This is a genomic window from Candidatus Nitrospira salsa (genome assembly GCF_965152625.1).
In genome coordinates this window covers 41,395-60,072 of record NZ_CBCUCO010000001.1, presented here as the reverse complement: position 1 = coordinate 60,072, position 18,678 = coordinate 41,395, and the positions used below count along the sequence as shown (strand labels likewise).

General features: G+C 46.9%; 18 protein-coding genes. 12 read left to right on the top strand and 6 right to left on the bottom strand.

Annotation, left to right across the window (positions count from 1 at the left end; all coding sequences use genetic code 11):
• Positions 1–90 precede the first annotated feature (90 nt).
• On the bottom strand, positions 91–3,222 hold the full coding sequence (locus tag ACWQXP_RS00250) for a DNA polymerase III subunit alpha (protein WP_454060825.1): 3,132 nt from the start codon (positions 3,220–3,222) through the stop codon (positions 91–93).
• Positions 3,188–4,456 carry a DNA polymerase Y family protein gene (locus tag ACWQXP_RS00245; protein WP_454060824.1) on the bottom strand — a complete coding sequence of 423 codons (1,269 nt, stop codon included), beginning with the start codon at positions 4,454–4,456 and terminating at the stop codon, positions 3,188–3,190. The genes ACWQXP_RS00250 and ACWQXP_RS00245 overlap by 35 nt, the downstream gene beginning before the upstream one ends.
• Positions 4,457–4,619: 163 nt before the next feature.
• On the opposite strand from ACWQXP_RS00245, the gene ACWQXP_RS00240 reads away from it, so the two are divergent.
• Both ACWQXP_RS00240 and ACWQXP_RS00235 read left to right on the top strand, forming a co-directional pair.
• Positions 4,620–4,868: an AbrB/MazE/SpoVT family DNA-binding domain-containing protein gene (locus tag ACWQXP_RS00240; protein ID WP_454060823.1), complete on the top strand. Its 249-nt coding sequence runs from the start codon at positions 4,620–4,622 to the stop codon at positions 4,866–4,868.
• Positions 4,862–5,197, top strand: a complete 336-nt coding sequence (locus ACWQXP_RS00235; RefSeq protein WP_454060822.1) for a type II toxin-antitoxin system PemK/MazF family toxin — start codon at positions 4,862–4,864, stop codon at positions 5,195–5,197. The genes ACWQXP_RS00240 and ACWQXP_RS00235 overlap by 7 nt, the downstream gene beginning before the upstream one ends.
• A gap of 84 nt (positions 5,198–5,281) precedes the next feature.
• Here ACWQXP_RS00235 and ACWQXP_RS00230 read toward each other — a convergent pair whose 3' ends face one another.
• Complete coding sequence (locus ACWQXP_RS00230) at positions 5,282–5,857, bottom strand: PEP-CTERM sorting domain-containing protein (protein WP_454060821.1); 576 nt, start codon at positions 5,855–5,857, stop codon at positions 5,282–5,284.
• A 180-nt stretch (positions 5,858–6,037) separates the two neighbouring features.
• Between ACWQXP_RS00230 and ACWQXP_RS00225 the strand changes: the two genes are divergently transcribed.
• From ACWQXP_RS00225 to ACWQXP_RS00215, 3 genes are all read left to right on the top strand, one after another.
• Positions 6,038–6,160 (top strand): hypothetical protein, encoded by a 123-nt coding sequence (locus ACWQXP_RS00225; protein WP_454060820.1) that lies wholly within the window; start codon positions 6,038–6,040, stop codon positions 6,158–6,160.
• A 302-nt stretch (positions 6,161–6,462) separates the two neighbouring features.
• A complete protein-coding gene (locus tag ACWQXP_RS00220) occupies positions 6,463–8,217 on the top strand; it encodes a TIGR03790 family protein (RefSeq protein ID WP_454060819.1) in 1,755 nt (584 codons plus the stop codon).
• A 1-nt stretch (position 8,218) separates the two neighbouring features.
• On the top strand, positions 8,219–8,719 hold the full coding sequence (locus tag ACWQXP_RS00215; RefSeq protein ID WP_454060818.1) for a methylated-DNA--[protein]-cysteine S-methyltransferase: 501 nt from the start codon (positions 8,219–8,221) through the stop codon (positions 8,717–8,719).
• Between the two features lie 19 nt (positions 8,720–8,738).
• Here the strand turns inward: ACWQXP_RS00215 and ACWQXP_RS00210 are convergent, their stop codons facing one another.
• Positions 8,739–9,305 carry an NUDIX hydrolase gene (locus tag ACWQXP_RS00210; protein WP_454061121.1) on the bottom strand — a complete coding sequence of 189 codons (567 nt, stop codon included), beginning with the start codon at positions 9,303–9,305 and terminating at the stop codon, positions 8,739–8,741.
• Between the two features lie 359 nt (positions 9,306–9,664).
• Between ACWQXP_RS00210 and ettA the strand changes: the two genes are divergently transcribed.
• From ettA to ACWQXP_RS00190, 4 genes are all read left to right on the top strand, one after another.
• On the top strand, positions 9,665–11,350 hold the full coding sequence (gene ettA / locus ACWQXP_RS00205; protein ID WP_454060817.1) for an energy-dependent translational throttle protein EttA: 1,686 nt from the start codon (positions 9,665–9,667) through the stop codon (positions 11,348–11,350).
• A gap of 29 nt (positions 11,351–11,379) precedes the next feature.
• The gene (locus tag ACWQXP_RS00200) at positions 11,380–11,598 is read left to right on the top strand and encodes a hypothetical protein (protein WP_454060816.1); all 219 of its coding nucleotides are present in this window, start codon (positions 11,380–11,382) and stop codon (positions 11,596–11,598) included.
• Positions 11,599–11,608: 10 nt separating this feature from the next.
• On the top strand, positions 11,609–12,070 hold the full coding sequence (locus ACWQXP_RS00195) for a hypothetical protein (protein ID WP_454060815.1): 462 nt from the start codon (positions 11,609–11,611) through the stop codon (positions 12,068–12,070).
• A 101-nt stretch (positions 12,071–12,171) separates the two neighbouring features.
• The gene (locus tag ACWQXP_RS00190; protein ID WP_454060814.1) at positions 12,172–12,516 is read left to right on the top strand and encodes a hypothetical protein; all 345 of its coding nucleotides are present in this window, start codon (positions 12,172–12,174) and stop codon (positions 12,514–12,516) included.
• Positions 12,517–12,661: 145 nt separating this feature from the next.
• Here the strand turns inward: ACWQXP_RS00190 and ACWQXP_RS00185 are convergent, their stop codons facing one another.
• The gene (locus tag ACWQXP_RS00185) at positions 12,662–13,297 is read right to left on the bottom strand and encodes a peroxiredoxin (RefSeq protein ID WP_454060813.1); all 636 of its coding nucleotides are present in this window, start codon (positions 13,295–13,297) and stop codon (positions 12,662–12,664) included.
• Positions 13,298–13,901: 604 nt separating this feature from the next.
• On the opposite strand from ACWQXP_RS00185, the gene ACWQXP_RS00180 reads away from it, so the two are divergent.
• Positions 13,902–14,348, top strand: a complete 447-nt coding sequence (locus tag ACWQXP_RS00180; protein ID WP_454060812.1) for a DUF3015 family protein — start codon at positions 13,902–13,904, stop codon at positions 14,346–14,348.
• A 266-nt stretch (positions 14,349–14,614) separates the two neighbouring features.
• Here the strand turns inward: ACWQXP_RS00180 and ACWQXP_RS00175 are convergent, their stop codons facing one another.
• On the bottom strand, positions 14,615–15,163 hold the full coding sequence (locus tag ACWQXP_RS00175; RefSeq protein WP_454060811.1) for an ATP-dependent zinc protease family protein: 549 nt from the start codon (positions 15,161–15,163) through the stop codon (positions 14,615–14,617).
• 550 nt (positions 15,164–15,713) lie between these two features.
• Here ACWQXP_RS00175 and ACWQXP_RS00170 point away from each other — a divergent pair.
• Positions 15,714–17,978: a sigma 54-interacting transcriptional regulator gene (locus tag ACWQXP_RS00170; RefSeq protein ID WP_454060810.1), complete on the top strand. Its 2,265-nt coding sequence runs from the start codon at positions 15,714–15,716 to the stop codon at positions 17,976–17,978.
• A 248-nt stretch (positions 17,979–18,226) separates the two neighbouring features.
• A complete protein-coding gene (locus tag ACWQXP_RS00165; protein WP_454060809.1) occupies positions 18,227–18,619 on the top strand; it encodes a hypothetical protein in 393 nt (130 codons plus the stop codon).
• Positions 18,620–18,678: the final 59 nt, after the last annotated feature.

The following is an 18,678-nucleotide window of genomic DNA, read 5'->3' as shown; positions in this document are numbered from 1 at the left end:
ATGCCATCACCAGAAATTACCCACGATCGATTCCACGCAATGTTATCCTCTTCATTACTCTTCTTAGGTGCCTTGCTTATCGATTTACCGCTAACGCGTTTCAATTGTATTTTTTCTCTCTTTACCAACGGCGTGGTCAGATGCGAAGGCGGGAGGAAAGGTATTTGGTTGCAATGCATAGATTTTTTTCACGATCAATGAATAGGTTTGAAATTCTTCCTCAACAATCCCTTCCAAAATATAGGGCCCCTGATTTATGAGGAGGTGGCCAAATTGTCGATACGTTTTGGGGAAAAACGTGGCTTCATACAATCCGGTCAAATCTTCAAACGTCACAAATTCCATGGGTTCACGGTGTTGAGTTTGAACAGATTTTTCTGTAATCATCCACCCGATCATGGTGATGGTTTGACCAACATACCGATGCATGTCGCAAGCCGGCACATCGTGTATCCCTTGAAAAGCCTTCTCAAATAATTTGAGTGGATGTGTGTTGAGCGGAAATCCGTGCAGTTCAATCTCGTGCTGAATTTTTTGCTTTGGAGCGTAATCTGGTGGAATAGGAAGCGCCGTGGCTTCGTCAGGAAGTAGACGTAATATGGAAGACGTCGATGGTCCTAATATGTGACCTGTTCTTTGTTTGTTTCCTTGCCATCCATGACGGGCATACAGACGCCACAGGAGGCCCGGACGTGTGACCTCGCCGGCAATACGATCAAACGCTCCAGCCTTCACCAGTATGCGGGTCTGGGCTTGCTCGCTTTTTGTGCGGGTCAAAAAATTCTGAAATGATCGAAAAGGGCCATGTTTCGTGCGTTCATCAAGAAGATCGTCAATGACATCAGTCTTGAGACCTTTAATTTGCATGAAGCCCATGCGAATAGTTTGCCCGGTTCCCGTATAGTGCCAATGACTGGTATTGATGTCTGGTGGTAAAATGGTCAAGCCCATACGGCGGGCTTCTGAGAGATACACAAAGGGAGCGTAGAATCCGCCTTGATTGTTCACCACGGCTGCCATGAATTCTGCCGGGTAATGAGCTCGAAGATAGGCCGATTGAAATGAGACTTGAGCATAGGAGGCAGAGTGTGGTTTACAAAAGCTATATCCCGAAAAACTCATCATCATATTCCACATTGTGGTGATCGTATCTTGTGACGCTCCTTTGGCGGCAGCTCCGCGAGAGAACTGGATTTGATAATCCTGCAGCTGTCGCTCCTTGTGTTTTTTACTCAAGATTTTTCTCAATTGATCCGCATCTTCTACAGAAAAGTCTGCCACAGCCATCGCAACTCTCGTCACATCTTCCTGGTACACCATAAGGCCGTGAGTGTCAGCTAAAACACGTTCAAAAATAGGATGAACCGGTTGATGAGGTTGGCCATGTGCACGGAGCACAAAATCACGATTGTAGGGGTTGCCTGCAGGCCGAACGAGAGAAGAAACCATGACGACATATTCAAAAATATCCAGCTCGGACAGATGTTTGTTAGGCAGAGCCGACCAGAGTTTCCTGAGTAATAGCCGCGTTGCCGGTGATTCGATGTAAAAGCATCCGATCGTATGAGTTTGGCGAATCAGCTCTTGGGTTCGTCTGTCATAGATTGGTTCCCATAGGGTTGTATTGAGACGTTGCCCTGTCTGATCCGCGATGGCATCAAGCGTATCTCGAATCACCGCGAGCGAACGGTTTCCTAAGATATCGAGTTTGACCAGACCGGCATCTTCGGTTTGATCTTTTTCCCATTGAATAATCGGCACCCCTTTTGTTGAGACTTGAACCGGGACATACCGTTGAATCTCATCGGGGGCAATGACGACACCACCGCAATGCACGCCGAGATGTCGGAGGCAGCCTTTGAGACGAAGCGCGACAGAGATAATTTCTAGCCAGGGTTCATGTATCCCCATGGTTTGGCAAATGTTCGCGGTCCAGGCGGTCAACGTGCGTGTTGTGGGAGGTGGATGAAATTCTGTTTGGCGGATGAGCCCTGGTATGACTCGATCGAGTTCAGTGGGTGACATGCCGTGCACTTTGGCAACCTCGCGAATTGCGGCGCGGAAGCCAAGGGTGTTGTGATTCGCGACCATGGCCGTACGACGAGTGCCATATTTCGCGAAAATGTAATCTAAAATCCGATCCCGTTCATCCCATGGGAAATCAATGTCGATGTCCGGTGGGTCCTGTCGGCCGGCGTTCAAAAAACGTTCAAAGAACAAGTTATGACGAATCGGATCTACATGGGTGATGCCTAAGCAATAGGAGACAATGGAGGCGGCTGCAGAGCCACGACCGCAGGTGCGTGGGGCTTGTTGAACAATGTCTTGAACGATCAAAAACCAAACCGCGAAGCCCTTTGAGTGGATCACGCTCAATTCGGTCTCGATCCGTTTTTTAACTTCGTCAGAAACCTTTCCATACCGTTGTTGAGCCCCTTCGTATGTTTTGGCTTGAAGTGTGGAGAACGTTTGTGGGTCCGTTTGATCACGAAACGCTTGCTGTACTGTATCTTTGAAGTTCCATTCTGTGTGACAGCGATCCGCAATACGGCGTGCATTGAGGAGCGCATGCGGAACATGTGTATACTGCGGTTCTAACACTGCAGCGGGAGCAAGCCAGTGGTTGGGTGAGCAGCATGTCGCTGATGGTAACTGTGAGAGGGTTGTCTTGAGCGCAATGGCTTGTAACACTTTATGGAGAGAGAATTCTTCAGGCTGAACGAAATGTACGCGATTGGTTGCGACGGGTGGAATGCCTGATCGCCGGCTAAATGCCAGGGCCTGATGCATCATGATTCCAGGTGTGAGTTCAACGTAGAGGTTCTTCTGCTTTCGTTTTTTCCACGCGATGAGTGCTGGCATGTCATCAGATAACACCAGAAGATCATGATGATGTTGGGCTACGGCTTCGATGAAATCAAAGGTGTCATTACAATGGCGATCTGACAGTAATCGGCAAAGGTTCGTGTATCCAGTCATGGATGTGGACAGTAATGTGGCACGATGCTGTTTGTGAGTTAGCTCAGCCCCAAGAATTGGTTTCAGTCCTGTCTGCCTAGCCACTTCTATAAATCGAACGACTCCATACAATCCATTGGTATCGGTGAGTGCGAGTGTCTGAGCCCCATGAGAATGTGCCGCTGCACACAAATCCTCTAATGAGGAAACCCCGGACATGGGTGAGTAATTAGAGTGGACGTGAAGATGGATGAAGGGTGGCATGCGTCTTTCCCCACCAAATGGCCTGTGGACCGAATCGTGTTCGAATATGATCAAGCGATTGTGTGAGACGGTGTGATTTTTGGGGTGTAAACGGTTCAGCCTTGGCTTCTTCGCAAAACAATTCGCCTTGTTCGACGGCTCTGGTCAGTTGTCCAGCGCGTAGAGTGAGACGGCTCACTCGGATCCGGCGTTTGAAACTCCGTGCTAGAAGCTTTGTGACATAAGGGAAAAGATCAATTTCCCAGTATGTCCCTGATTGGATGGCATGAGATGTTGTCAGTTCCAAGCCGTCATAATACTGCAGATCGAGTGTGATGTGATGGCACATCCGCTGCTGGGTTCGTAACTGAGGGCATACTCGTTCGAGAAGTTCGTACAGAGTTCCGTGGAGATGAGCAAGATCGATCTCGGCTGGGGCCAGTGTGGCGGTGGCGCTGATCTGTGGTTGTTGAGGTGGACATAAAACAGGAGCCGTGTCGGTTCCATGTGCCCATGCATGAATGTCGCGAGCTTGTGAGCCCAATATGATTTCAAGCTGATCCAGTTCAATGTCTGCCAGATCTTGTACGGTGTGAAGGTTTAAATCAGCCAAGACAGGCAACATCGTCTTTATGTGATGAGAACTGAGCGGTAAGGTATCAATGGGGAGGGGTGCAAGAAACGCTTCTTCAGAGCCATGTCGAATGTCACATAGTTGTGGAGGACCGACAATCGTTGAGGCAATGCGTGCGACGAGTTTGTTGCTGGCAAGTCCGGCCACTCCGACAAGGCCATATTGTTGTGTGATTTCTCGTTTGATTCGCATGGTGGCATCACAGGCCAACCCAAAGAGACGAGTTGTACCAGTAAGATCAAAAAAGAAATGTCCAGGCTGAATTGGTTCCCAGACAGGGGAAAATTGACGGATGGTGTTCTCAAGCGCGTGGTGGGCCTGACGGATGTAAGCCGTGCGAGGGGGAAGAATATGGAGTGATGGACAGCGTTGACGAGCTTGTCTGACAAGGAGGCCAGGTAAGACACCATCATGCTGGGCTTCTTGTGAGGCTTCAGTAATGGGTGCTCGAGAGGATTGTGAACCGGCGACAGCAACCGGCTGTTTTTGTAAGGAAGGGTTTTCTAGGCGAGCGAGAGAGATTGAAAACCTGGGGATAGAAAAGCAGACAATTTGACGATCCATCGTTTCAGCAAGGTTTTTGAACAGGAGATGAGATAACTTAATCAGTCTAAAATCCATAAGATAAAAGCTTAGGCAGTAACCAATGGTTGCATTTTGTAGAGTTTATGTCAAGAATTATTGGTGCAAGGTCGGTATCAAGCTAAATCTGCTCCTTTTCATGGTCAGGATGGTAAGTTATAATGATGTTATAACATTCGTGAGAGAAAGGAGGCGGCACTTTATGAATGTGGTTGTCCGCGATATCGGGAATTCAAAAGGGATTATCATCCCCACGCATGCGTTGAAAGAGGCGGGTATTGGAAAAATAGCTGATCTGCATGTCAAAGATGACTGTATTATCGTGAAAGCCGTCAAACATCCAAGGGCCGATTGGCTAGATGCGATACAGCAGGATCCGCCTGAAGAACATGAACCAGTGTTTATGGAAGGGGTGGAAGATCTACATATCATGGAAGATTGGGAATGGTAAAACCCACTTATCCCAAACGCTTTGAGGTCTATTGGATCAACCTTGATCCCACAGTTGGGGCAGAAATGAAAAAGACAAGGCCATGTGTTGTTATTTCACCAGATAGCATGAATCAGGGGTTACAAACAGTCATCGTTGCTCCTATGACGACAACAATCAAAACGTGGCCGTTCCGTGTCCCTATCACCCACAAGAAAACCAAAGGGCAGGTCATGCTTGATCAAATACGAGTTGTTTCAAAAAAACGGCTGCACAAATTTGATGGATTGGTCCATGCAAAGACCAAAGCCGATGTTCTCGAATGTCTCAACACGATGTTTCTGCTCTAACGCTCATGCCTCCTGGAAATGAAAGGGCCTGACATCATCTAATGTCAGGCCCTTTGTCATTCTGACGCATGGGAGCGAAAGCGTCTATGACGAAGCATGGGGGTGTTGCCATCGCCGCCAGCCAATTAAGCCTGCGAGGCCCGAACCGAGCAGTAACATTGTCGAGGGTTCGGGGATGGGAGCTGGACCAGGCCCGGGCCCGCCACCACCGTTGAGGTCTTGCGTGACATTCAGTCGGAAGGCATCGATGATATGAGTCGTGTTGGTCGTCGTGACATTGAGTTGCCCTGTCAGGACTATAATATCACAGGGGGCACCTAGGTCACCGATAAAGACGGTCCCTGAGGTCTCGCTGAACGTCACGACGGTTTCCACTCGCTGAAAATTGGAAATATCAATGGTGGTGGTGACTAAGGTGGAAAAATCCACGGGGTTGGGCACACCTAAACTAGCAAAGGCCTGTGAGAGTGCGCTTGTGGGATCGCTGGTCAATGGGGCCATGAATGGATCGGGCGCGGTGAAGAGGCCACTGACTCCGTTCACATCGGTCACCATGACTTCCGTGAACCGCGACTCCGTGATGGTATTATTGATGGTAGTTTTGTTGAGGACCCCATCTCCAGATCCAGAGATTGTGACTGCTGACGCGGGTGCTGCCAAACCGAGCCCTTATGATTAACGCCATGATGGGAATCCAGATTCTTGACTTTCGCATATCTCCTTTGTTTCTAAAAAAAATAAAGACACGTGTCGTCCTCCAGGGTGTCGGCTCTACGCATCACTCGCTGGTACTGTACGGAGACGACCCCTCCCCCTCTCAATCCTGCCTTTTGAGGGGGTATGAGTTGGTCTATTCCTGATATTCAAGGTAGTTACCTGAATGGAGCGTTCACTGAAGTTTTGCGAGAACAGATGAAGACCTGGATGGTGGATGGAATCATCTGCGTTTCCCCAGGTATGTGATAAGATTAATTACCAAAAATAACCTAAACTTTATGAGTATTCAAAAGAAGTTACTCAGACAAAGCTCAAGGTACTACCGAAACAATTGTGACACCACACACGATATTCAGCAATGTTCTAACGTGTAGAATGTAAGACGAGCTAGTAAGGCCAAGTCCGTGATATGTCATTTCTCTCTCACATCTTGTAAAAACTCTCCTGACTTTTCGCGACATACGAGATACGATTCTCGAGCAACGAGTCTGCAAACGCTGCTAAGGTACTCTTTCAATGCACTCTGGTGGATGGGCCTATTCACCTGTATGGTGATGGCCTTTCTACAGGAACCGGCTTTTGCTGAAATGAGCCCAAATCAGATTGTGATTGTGTCGAATGAGAATAGTCATGGAAGCGATTCCGTTGCGAGACACTACGCTCAGAAACGAGGAATACCCGCATCCCATATCCTTGAACTGGATACGTCGACAAAAGAAACGATCAGTCGAGAAGAATATGAACAGGCCATTGTTCAGCCTATTCAAGCCGCTCTCAAAGTCAAAAACCTCGCCTCCAAAGTCCGAGTGATCGTGACAACGTACGGTATTCCCCTTCGTGTCAGAGCTCCACGTCCTTCATCACAAGAAAAGATATGGTTAGAAGATGCCAAGGCATGGAGGAAATCTTCTGTCGAGTTTCTTCAAGAGCTCAAGAACGATATCGAGCACATTGCAACTCAGGAGTCCCAATCAGTTCCTTCACAATCGTCAGCTCAACCCAGTGATTCCACCATAGATCAACGAGCTATTGATTCATTGATTCAGCGAGTCAATCAGGCTATTCAAGAGGCGTATCATCGTCTTGAGCAATTAGAAGATGCAAATAGTAGGAAAGCTCATGACCTTGTCCTCGGGAGAGCCATTCAACGAGTAAATGGGTTGGCAGGAAAAGTTCAGATCTTACAGCACTTGTCAGAAAAGACCGCGACGTTAATGGACGCACCACTAACAAACATTCGTGCTCAGCTTCGTTCGGCTGAACACCTTGTATCGTTATTGTTGGATGTTCCGTCTGATAAAGGCAGAGAGCGTGCTTATCAGGTCGTTCAAAAACATTTTGGTGTGAGTGGCGTTCTTCGTTTTGCGAATCAAGAAATACAACGATTCAGTTTTGCTTCAGCAGATGCGAGCGTTGATAGTGAATTGAGTTTACTGTGGTGGGATCGAACATTCGCTCATCCGTCTGGAAAAATTCCGAACCCCTTGTATGCATGGTATCCTGTGCGGGCTCAAGAGCCGTCATTGAGTCTTCCCGTCATGTTAGTAAGTCGTCTTGATGGACCGAGTCCAAATTTAGTCAAGCAAATGATTGATCATGCGATCCTGGCAGAACAGGAGGGGTTGAAAGGAAACGCCTATTTTGATGCACGGGGAATGGATTCCGACCAACCATTGAGCTATGGCCATTATGATCGAGATATACGCAGGCTCAGCAACGCGGTGCAAAAAAATTCTTCATACCCAGTCATACTCGAAAACACGCAAAAACGATTTAGCCAGTCGGGTGAGGCTCCTGGTGTTGCACTGTATGTTGGCTGGTATCGCCTCAGGCATTATGAAGATGCCTTTAGCTTTAACCCTGGTTCAATTGGCTATCATATAGCGTCAGGCGAAGCGGTCAGTCTTCGTGATCCGATGGAGCGTGGGTGGTGTAAAAATGCATTGGAACGAGGTATCACCGCGACGCTTGGACCAATTGGAGAGCCTTATCTTGATGCCTTTCCATTGCCGACGGATTTCTTCGGATTGTTGCTGACAGGACATTATTCATTGGTTGAAGCGTTCTATCTTTCCACTCGCCATATGAGTTGGCAAATGGTGCTTGTGGGTGATCCGCTGTATAATCCCTGGCGTGGCCGAACGTTGGCTCACAAAGTCAAAGAGTCGGGGATATTGAGAGGCCAGACATTTCTGGTCCCTCCGTCTGAGCGAATCATTTCTGATCCGCTTCAGGCCAGAAAGAAACTTCAAGAGGAGCGTCGGCAAGTATTGTCGAAACTTTCCATAGGCAAGAGGCGTTAGTGTGAAGAAGACGCGAACAGTGTTCTATGAACTTCTTCGGAGTCCGGTTGGCGAACTGTTGTTGGTCGGGAATGAGCAAGGCTTGAAGATTCTCAGCTTTCAGGATGGTCGGCATCCTCAAGCGATTGATCCGCAATGGGAAAAAGATCGGAAACCGTTTCAACTCGTTATCTCTCAGTTGGAAGCGTATTTTAAGGGTTGCCTGACAAGATTTACGGTGAAGCTGTCTCCGGAGGGAACGAATTTTCAGCAAGGCGTGTGGAAGGCTCTTCGAAGGATTCCCTATGGGAAAACGGTTTCCTATGGAGAGATCGCAAAGCAAATTGGAAACCCTCGTGCCTCACGGGCTGTGGGAGCTGCGAATGGACAAAATCCGATTTCCATCATCGTTCCATGCCATCGGGTCGTTGGAGCCAATGGGAAGTTAGTGGGTTACGGAGGCGGGTTACCTATTAAGCAGTCCTTACTGGCACTTGAGCAACATTCTGGTCGCACACGGTGATAATTGCTGAAGGACGGTCTTATTGAGGAGGAGATTCGTAAGCAGGCATTTGTGTCATGGGCGCGATGGATCCGAAATGCACTCCAAATCTTTTCTGCTCGCGATCGTGCACATAACGGGTGAGAGCTTCATGAATCACGGGAAAGGCAAGCTGTTCCCAGGGAATATCATCGAGCGAAACAAGTTGGACTTCGAGGCTCTCTTCTCCGACGCCGAATTCACGTTTCCGTAGTTCTCCGCGATAGATGATATAGACCTGATCGACACGGCGCAACGAATACACTGCATAGAGCGACGTAATCTGGACGTCAGCCAATGCCTCTTCTTGTGTTTCTCTAGCCGCAGCCTCTTCAGAGCTTTCTCCCATTTCCATAAACCCGGCAGGGAACGTCCAAAGCCCTAAGCGAGGCTCAATGGCGCGACGACACATGAGGACCTGTCCTTCCCATTCTGGAATACAGCCTGCCACAATTTTTGGGTTTTGATAATGAATGGTTTGACAGTTTGGACAGACCGCTCTGAGCCGGTCCTCACCCTGAGGAATTTTCTGTTCTACCGTTGAACCGCATTGACTACAAAAATTGATGGGAGGGAGTGGCATACTTCTATGTATCGGAAGAACGACAAGTGGTCAAGAGCTTTTTTTGAATAGTCCTGGAATGTTGGTGAATAATCTTCACGGAAAAGGCATGTTAAAGTGCAAATTGCAAAATGAAAAGTGATGAGTTAGGGAAAAGCCCTACTCGTGATTTTGAAAGTTTCATTTTGACGTTTGCACAATCAGTCCTTCACCCTGAAGTACCATAAAGTATGTCTTCGACGCGATAGAGTTGCTGTAAAGAGAGATCTGCCGTGTTTGTGATATCGCCACGGCCTTTGGTAAGGTTGGGGCCCGGAGCATTGAATCCGTTTCTTAACCAGAAACCGTTAAAGGAAAACAATGAGATGGGTACTGATGATAAGCAGGTCATATTTTCGCTCATTGGCGTGGGTCGTGTTCACCCACCCAAAAAACAGGTTCTTAAAGACATTTACTTGTCATTTTATTATGGAGCCAAAATTGGGGTCTTGGGACTGAATGGATCGGGAAAAAGTACGCTGCTTCGGATCATTGCCGGGCTCGACTCTGATTATCTTGGCGAGATCACATTTTCGAAAGGCTATTCCGTGGGGTTGCTTGAACAGGAACCTCAACTTGACCCCGGTAAAACGGTTAAAGAAGTTGTCGAGGAAGGTCGGGCCGAGGTCATTGAACTTCTCCGGGAATATGAAACGGTCAGTAATCGATTTGCTGAAGAGCTGTCTCCTGACGAGATGGAAAAGTTGATCGAGAAACAAGCGCAATTGCAAGAAAAGATCGAAGCCGCAAACGGATGGGAGCTTGAGCATGAACTCGAGATTGCGATGGATGCACTCCGTTGTCCGCCGTCAGATGCGCTAGTGGATAAACTTTCCGGTGGGGAGCGTCGTCGTGTGGCACTTTGTCGACTGATGATTCAAGAGCCAGATATTTTGCTGCTCGATGAGCCCACCAACCATCTTGATGCAGAATCGGTGCAATGGTTAGAGCAGCATTTGCAACAGTATAAGGGCACGGTCATTGCGGTGACCCACGATCGGTATTTTCTCGATAATGTTGCGGGGTGGATTTTGGAATTAGATCGTGGACAGGGTATGCCCTTTCAAGGCAATTATTCGTCGTGGCTTGAACAGAAACAAAGTCGTTTGGAAAAAGAAGAGAAGGCTGAGTCTAAACGACGAAAAACTCTTGAGCGGGAGTTGGAGTGGATTCGCTTGTCCCCCAAAGGCCGACAGGCTAAGGGCAAAGCACGGGTGACGCGCTATGAAGAACTCGTAAGTGAAGAGCAAGATCGACAAAGTCAGGACCTCGAAATTTATATTCCCCCGGGGCCACGGTTAGGAGATGTGGTCATCGAAGCGAAAGGTCTTCACAAAGCATTTGGCGACAAGAATCTCTTTGAAGATCTTTCATTTACGCTGCCTCGAGGTGGGATTGTGGGAGTGATTGGGCCGAATGGCGCAGGAAAAACCACGCTGTTTCGGATGATCATGGGAGCCGAAAAACCTGATGCTGGAGATTTTACGATTGGCGAGACAGTCACGCTTGGGTATGTTGATCAGGATCGAACGCTTGATGGCAATCGCACGGTGTGGGAAGTGATTTCCGATGATCGAGAGACCATCATGTTAGGAAAAGCCGAAGTCAATTCGCGAGGGTATGTGTCCAGGTTTAACTTTGCGGGTTCTGATCAACAAAAAAAAGTGAAGGATCTTTCCGGAGGAGAACGTAATCGTGTTCATTTGGCCAGGATGCTGAGAGAAGGGGCTAATGTGCTCTTGCTTGATGAGCCCACGAACGATCTTGACGTGAATACGCTTCGTGCCTTGGAAGAAGGGTTGGAGCAATTTGGGGGTTGTGCGGTTGTCACCAGCCATGATCGCTGGTTCCTCGACCGTATTGCGACGCATATCCTGGCGTTCGAAGGTGATAGTCAGGTGGTGTGGTTTGAAGGGAATTATACCGACTATGAGGCTAATCGAAAAAAGCGTCTAGGTAAGTCCGCTGAACAGCCACATCGTATCCGCTACCGGAAGTTGACGAAAGGGTAAGCCTTCTACATTGTCGAAAGCCACATGGTATGCTTGGACAACGACCAGAGGTTCTAATCGCGCGATCTGTCGGGATTGTGTGTATTGCTCTCGGGTTTGTTTTGGGGATGCACGGTCTTGATTATCCTGATTCCATGTGGTTGCCGACCGCACTAGGGCTTATCGTGACGGGGATGGTCGCCCAATTGTTTGCGTTAATTCGATCGTTTATGCGAGCGTCTGAAAACAAGAAAGACCCAAAGCTGTGACGCAAAGTTGATGCCTGGTATATTCGTTAACTCAAAAAAAATACCTACGCTCTTGGAATGCAGTGTTGTCGTATTAGTCGGATGTCTCCTGACAAGCTGCAGCCATTGGCGTGACCGATATTTCGATGATGCCGTCGATGAACAGACGCAATTTGAGGTACGTGAAAAATTTGGGAAACCGCATATAGTCGAACATTCACTCTTGGACAAAAACACCACATGGATTTATCGGGTAGCCATTCCAGAAGGTGAACTTGATCCTTCCGGATTAAAGGGGTTTGGGTCCGGCGTTGCAGAAGTTGGTGATGCCGTTGCGTCTTTAGTCGGGAAGGGGGACCAGGGCGGTGCTCCGAGAGAACGTATTGTGTGTTTGCGTTATGAATTGTTGTTTGATGAGGAACGTATACTCAGAGAGTGGACTCGCAAGTTTTGTCAACTGAAAAAAGCAGAAGATCCATTTGGGAGTCAGTAAGTACCAACATGATCGCAAAGGCATTGTCTCTAAGAACGTTATGACGAAAAGCCGATTTGTGCACGGTAGAAAACGAACGACAAGTTTGCGAGGAAAGCACGATGCCTATTTTTAAAAGTCCGGCATTTATTCAGCAGTGCTTTGCCGTGCATCCACTGTCGTTGAGCGTGAAAATGGTTGCCCTTCCAGAAAAGGTTGGTATCGTGTGTGCCAACTGTCATATGCGACATCGCCTTCAGGTGACCGTATGTCAAAGTCAAATTGGCGATGAACCGTTTACCGAGGTCGGTGCGTCTCAGAGCTTAGAGCAATGTATGGCTGACCACGCAGTTGATTTGCGTGTGAGTCAGGTGAATGTGAAGACAGATTCTGTTCAATTCAGATGTCGCCCGTGTCGTCGTGTCTATCAGATGAAGGTTTCTCTGTTCGAGACCCATCAACAATAAGTAGGGAAATGGTTGAAATATCTCTAGCGATGTTTCTTGAACTTGTCACATGTGACAAGTTCTTGAGAAAATAAAGCGCTTCCACAAGTGGTAAACGCAAAAAAAGAGCCGCTCAACAGCGGCTCTTTTTTTGTTTCATCATTTCCTACTTATTTGGTTGTGGAGTGTATCGCAGGTAAGGCTTCACAACGCGATGGCCCTTTGGAAAGAGAGATGGGATCTCAGCATCAGTGACAGCCGGTGTAATGATGCAATCTTCCCCATCCTTCCAATTCACTGGGGTCGCCACTTTATGTTTGGCTGTCAACTGTAAAGAGTCGACCACTCGAAGCAACTCGTCAAAATTTCGTCCGCAGGATGCAGGATACGTTAACGTTAGTTTGAGCTTTTTATCCGGTCCAATCACAAAAACAGAACGAACCGTCATGTTATCTAACGCGTTGGGATGAATCATGTCATACAGATTCGCCACTTTCTTTTCAGGGTCTGCAATAATTGGATAGCCAACGGTACAGCCTTGGGTTTCATTAATATCGTTTACCCAACCTTTGTGAGAATCAAGAGGATCGACGCTAATGGCCAATACCTTGACGTTGCGCTTTTTGAACTCATCATTGAGTTTCGCCATGGCCCCAAGCTCAGTGGTACATACTGGCGTATAATCTTTTGGATGAGAAAAGAGAATGCCCCACCCGTCACCAAGCCATTCATGGAAATTAATGCTACCTTCCGTGGTTTCTGCCGTGAAATTCGGAGCTTCATCGCCTAACCGCAGTGCCATAATATGCCTCGCTTGATTATGAAGTGGATGGATAAGGTCCTCTCACTGAAATGAGGTGGATTCCTGTCAGATAGAGGGTTCAGTGATTCGCGGAATCACGACTCACCATGGCTTGAAGTCTACGTCATGTTACAGAAGATGGTCAACTTGGCTTTTTCCTCTCTCAGAGAACCGAATTTTCAGGAATGATCGACATGAATATCAAGTTTTGCCTAAGGGTAATTTTTATTCCGTCTTACACGTTTCGCAAGCAGTGCCCCCCATTGATTCATATGGACAAAGAGTGACTTTTCATAATTTTCGTTAGAAAGTCACAGATTTTCATTTTTCCTGAATACGGGAGTTCATGAACGATAGCTCAAGTAAAAGATTTCTTCTAGACAAGAGCCAGGAAGTATTGTTCTTTTTATCCAATGTGCGAGTCGTGGGAGGTTGGTAAGTTACTTGTACGTCTTGACTCGTTTAAGCTAACGTTATGGGGTGGAGACATTCTATTCAAGTTGCAAAGTATTGGATTTGCACCATTTGCACCAAATGATCTGTACGTATTCATAATCCGAGTGTTATTCATTCATAACTAATGGGGAGGACGGTTATGTTCATAATGAAGAAATTATTCTTACTGAGTGTCTTGTGTGTAATGGGATTCGGCTTGAATGCCTGTTTGATTCTTGAGGCGACGACTGACACAACCGTGAATATCACTGATGCTGTGACGCATGCAACAACTGATATTGTCTCTAGCACCTCAGGTAATAGTCATTCCGCGGCCAATGGTCGCGTGAAAAGAGCTCGAATGTTTGCAAAGCACAATGCCTTGAACTTACAGCAAGATGTGGCTCAAGGGGGTGGAGAGTATCTCTCATCATTGGAAGCGTTGTTAGACGTTCCTGCTCAAGGGCATGATGAGTTCACTGGCTTTGCGCAATCAAATTATGAGTCAATGTTTGGTGCTGAGGACGAAATGTCCGATGAAGGTCTCATGCAGTTGGCTCAGTTCGGATCTGCAGAAATACGAGAAGCCCTTTCTGTACAGATGGCTGCGAAGTAAAGAAACGCAAGGGGTGAAACTTTACGCAGCATAACACGGAAAGAATTACGCAAAGATTGCATGATTAAGTAATGTCAGGGGCGTTTGCTTAAATTTTAAATTGTATAGAGAACGTGGAAATTATAAGGCTCCGGCAGATGAATGCCGGAGCCTTTTCTGTTTAATTTTTGATCTTTGATATGTATTACACGTTAGAGGGTCCTCATTCTTCATTGTGAGGAGCGGAAGCGCAGAAAAAATTTGTTAAGATTTTCAGTCGTTAGGATTTACTCAGATGCAGAATCTTTGCAGTTTGGTTCAAGGTTCCGTTTCGACGAAGGATCGATAGTGAAATGATTGTTGAGATACACTCGCCCAATCAAGAGTTCATATTCATAATTACTACGGTTAGCCAAGTTTACCTCGGCTTCCTTATGGGTGTCGCCAAGGCAAATATCTAACAGAACGACGGGTCGTTCTGCTGCTTTCTGTTTGTGTCGTTTGATTTTCACGATTCGTTGGACTTCACGCTCAAGGACCAGGTTTTTATTCGTTCGATCTATGACTGTAAATTTAACCCACGGTTTCCCGTCACGTTCGAAACGGTCAATATTCTCAGCATGAATGGATGCGCTTTCTGCACCGGTATCGAGTTTAGCAACCATCCGTAAGTTTCCCGGGAAAATACGTACTTCTTCGATCCAGCCCGCTTTCACTAATGATTCTGAAGCCAGGAGTGTATCTGAATAGCCAGCTGTCATCAGCAGACACAAAAGAGAAAAGAAACATGCTTTAAATGTTACGGAATGGGAAATCGATGCCTGGAAAGTGTTCATTGACTCAAAACCTCCTCATAATAAATACCTGTAAGCTAAAAATGGAAACGTTCATCAAATCATTAAGTTAGTAAGTTTAACTCTGTCACAGAGTGAAAATAAAACAAATTCGTGTTTGTAAGCCATGTTTTCAAGCTCATGTTGACATGCATTTCTGTTCAGGGTCAGTAAGATCTTACGCCTCGGTAATTATTGAAGCGCCCACAGGAAAAATCGTTACTATAAACTGAAATTCTCTGCAAATACAGTTATGTATGGCAAGCCGATTTCATGTCAGAGCACCATTTGCCATTTCCTTTACCCTTATAACGAGCCAGAAAATTTGGCTCAACGGACAAAAAAATTGCTCATGATGAAAGAATGTCTATGTCTCGTCAGTCTTTCACGTTCATCATGCGGGAAGGATGATGAGAGATTCTTGACCTAAGGGTGCGCAGGACCTAGCGAAATTGATGAGATCTCACGGTTTTTGTTGTGAACTTATAGGTGTATTTGTTGTAAACTTGAGCACTCCATATGACCTTTTTTATATTTTTCTATTTCCCATATTATGTCAAGCTTCCCATCCGGTGACCAGGCCTCAGTAACCGCTGAACAGCTTCAGCAAGCGCTTCATCATTTAGGCGAGCGTGTTAAAGAGCTCACAGCCCTCCATGCGACAGCTCGTCTCTTTCAAGAAGACGGCGGGTCGACGGAAGAACTCTTGACGAAGATCGTGTCCTTGCTTCCCGACTCCTGGCAATATCCAGATATTACGGCTGCCCGCATACGTTTGGGTGAGCTTGAAATCGCCACTCCAAATTATCAAGCCACTTCTTGGGTCCAACATGCCGATTTCGTTTGTCAGGGGAACATCTTTGGTTCTTTAGAAGTGGTGTATCTCGAAGAGCGCCCTCTGGAGGTTGAGGGACCATTCCTTGCTGAAGAGCGAAATCTCATTGATTCTTTGGCTGAGATGTTGACGATTCATTTGGATCGAAAGCGATCAAATGATGCACTGCGTGGGCTTTCTAAAGTCTATAGGGATGCGACGGATCCAATTATTATTGAAAATTTGGCAGGGATTATTACCTCTGTGAATCCCGAAGCGGAACGTGCGTATGAATGGGATGCCGATGAATTGATTGGACAACCTATTACGGTTCTTATTCCCGTCGAGTATCAGAGCAACGTGCAAGAACATCGAATGTGTTGCAAAAAGGGGCAGGTTGTTCGGAATGTTTCAGGTATTCGGCAATCAAAGACCGGGAAGCGTATTCCTGTTCTCATCACCCTGTCGCTTCTCACGGATGAAGAAGGGCAACCAACGGGAATTGCCACGTTTGCCAAAGATATCTCCGTATTGAAAGAGGCAGAGGCCGCACTTCGAATGGCGCATGATGAGTTGGAAGCGCGTGTGAGGGAGCGGACGAGTGAACTCTATCAGGCGAACAAGTTGTTGACTGAAGAAATCGCACAACGGACGGAGATCGAAGCACGTCTTGAACAGGTTATTGGAAAACTCCAACAAAGCCATGATGATCTTCAAGCCATGATGAATCAACTGTCCATTGGTGTGGCGCTTACGGATCGTTCAAGTCACATTCTTTTTCTCAACCGTGCGGCTCAACAGTTGTGTCAAAAACGTTCGGAACGATATGTGGGAAAACATTGGAGGGAACTATTTGGAGACACGGAATACCTCTCTCGACTTGAAGAAGTCGTGGAGCAACCTCCGAATAAACGTGAAAGTACTTTGGTGAAAATGCCGAATGTGCCTGGAGGTCGCATTTGTTGGGCGAATGTCGATATTTGTGACGATCCACGGGACCCACACCAGAAAATTTTCTATCTGTATGATGCGTCGGAAGTGGAAGACTTGCGCCGACTTCTCGGTGAAAGTGGAAAATTTCAGGACTTGATTGGGAAAAGCCCAGGGATGCAGGCTATTTTTCAGCAAATTCATGAACTGGCGCGTGTCGATTCGACGGTGTTGATCGAAGGAGAAACTGGAACAGGAAAAGAGCTGGTGGCTCGTGCCATTCATCGCTCCAGTCACCGAAAAGACATGCCTTTTGTGGCCGTCAATTGTGCTGGTCTCACGGAGTCCCTTGTGGCGAGTCAACTCTTTGGGCATAAACGCGGGGCGTTTACGGGAGCCGTATCAGATCAAACGGGTCTGTTTGAAGCGGCCGAAGGGGGAACGCTATTTCTGGACGAAATCGGCGACATTCCCTTATCGATTCAGACGAGCTTGCTTCGTGTTTTACAAGAGCGAGAAGTGACGCGTTTGGGAGAATCAAAGCTCAGAAAAGTCAATGTTCGAGTCATAGCTGCCACACATCATCATTTAGCAAACGATGTTGAAGCTGGAGCGTTTCGTGCTGATCTTCTGTATCGCATTCGGGTCGGTCGAGTGCTTCTGCCCCCGTTGCGTGAACGGCGAGAAGATATTCCGCTTTTGTCCAGTTTTTTCTTGGGGCAATGTCGGGCCTCCACCGGACGTCCGGTAAATCAGATTAGTCACGAAGCTGTGCGTCTGCTTGTCGCCCATAATTGGCCGGGAAATGTTCGAGAGCTCCAACATGCCATCGAATTTGCCGTGATTCGTTCTCGTGGGCCTACCTTACAGCCTCATGATTTTCCTCCAGAAGTTCTGGATCAGCATGACCTGCCTCAAATTACTCGAGGGAAGAACGCGCCGATAGAAGAGCAGGGCGACCCTATTCTTTCCGCGTTAGAGAAAACTGGTGGAAATAGGAGTGCCGCGGCCAAACTTCTTGGAATCAGTCGAGTCACCCTCTATCGTCGGCTCTCTCGCCTTGGAATCAAGTAGCCTTCCTTATTAGCAGTCCTGATTTCTGACAAGAAACAGCACGTTACATGTGATACATATGTGCTACATTAATGTAACTTTAGATGTAACATGATTACAGTATGTTTTATTTTATTATTCCATAAATTGTTGTTTTTGTTAATATTATTATCTGGTACTCATATTGTATTACTAAATAAGGCAGATAGGTTAAGTATATAGCAAAAATCCTATGAAGTTGAGAAGAAGAACGAAAGGAGTATATAGATATGAAAGCAACAATTCTTAGTTTCATCTTGGTAGTAGGCTTTGCGATGGGTCATTCCGTAGCCTGGGCGACAAGCGATAACGCTGTGCCATATGACGCGGATAAACTTCAAACCATGCAATCATGGACGGCAGAGAATCATGTCGAAAAAGTTAGAGCTGCCAAGGAAACATTTGAAAATCTCGAGGCAAAAATTGACGAAATTCAAACGAAAATCGATAAATTTTCTCAAAAACCTTACCTGGATACAAAAGGATTTAAGCGTCAAGGACTGCGACTATGGAAAGGTAATTTGATTAATGAGCTAAGGCAGACTGCAGACAAAGTTGTCTGGCACGAAAATCAAGCACATGAAATGCTCGCTTCTCAGGATGACCATCAACAAGATTCCTGATCCCTCATACATTCCTCTCTCGATTAAAGGAGCCCGCTCAAGAATAGTGGGCTCCGCCA